The organism is Stenotrophomonas sp. YIM B06876 (assembly GCF_030711595.1).
Classification (GTDB): domain Bacteria; phylum Pseudomonadota; class Gammaproteobacteria; order Xanthomonadales; family Xanthomonadaceae; genus Stenotrophomonas.
Genome location: NZ_JAUJUJ010000326.1, coordinates 1 through 942, shown reverse-complemented (window position 1 = coordinate 942; position 942 = coordinate 1). Strand labels below are relative to the sequence as shown.

Here is a 942-nt window from a genome sequence, read left to right as displayed (position 1 = left end):
GTTGTAGGCATACCAAGCGCCCGACTTTTCGACGATGCGCGCCACCACGCCCATGTCGATGATTTCGCCCTCGCGCGAGATGCCTTCGCCGAACAGGATGTCGAATTCGGCCGTCTTGAACGGCGGCGAGACCTTGTTCTTGACCACCTTGACGCGGGTTTCGTTGCCGACCACTTCCTCGCCCTTCTTGATCGAGCCGATGCGGCGGATATCGAGGCGCACCGAGGCGTAGAACTTGAGCGCGTTGCCGCCGGTGGTGGTTTCGGGCGAGCCGAACATCACGCCGATCTTCATGCGGATCTGGTTGATGAAGATGACCATGCAGTTGGTCTTCTTGATGGTCGAGGTGAGCTTGCGCAGCGCCTGGCTCATCAGGCGCGCCTGCAGGCCGGGCAGGCTGTCGCCCATGTCGCCCTCGATTTCGGCCTTGGGCGTGAGCGCGGCCACCGAGTCGATGACGATCAGGTCCACCGCGCCCGAGCGCACCAGGCTGTCGACGATCTCGAGCGCCTGCTCGCCGGTGTCGGGCTGCGAGATCAGCAGATCCTGCAGGTTCACGCCGAGCTTTTGCGCGTACTGGATGTCGAGCGCGTGCTCGGCGTCGACGAAGGCGCACTGGCCGCCCTGCTTCTGCATCTCGGCGATGACCTGCAGCGTCAGCGTGGTCTTGCCCGACGATTCCGGGCCGTAGATCTCGACCACGCGGCCGCGCGGCAGGCCGCCCACGCCCAGCGCCACGTCGAGGCCGAGCGAGCCGGTGGAGACGACCTGGATGTCCTCGATCACCTCGCCCTCGCCCAGGCGCATGATGGTGCCCTTGCCAAACTGCTTCTCGATCTGCGCCAGCGCGGCCGCCAGGGCCTTGGCCTTTTCACCGTCGGCGGGCATGCTGCGGCTGATGGGTGCGTTCATGGAAATCTCCTTGAAAATCAACGGGATGAA

Annotated in this window: 1 protein-coding gene; it reads right to left on the bottom strand. The window is 64.6% G+C overall.

Going from position 1 to position 942, the window contains the following annotated elements; translation table 11 throughout:
• Positions 1 to 912, bottom strand: a 912-nt coding sequence (gene recA / locus QZH66_RS17055) for a recombinase RecA (protein ID WP_345783869.1), incomplete at its 3' end; no start/stop codon positions are given.
• Positions 913 to 942 lie beyond the last annotated feature (30 nt).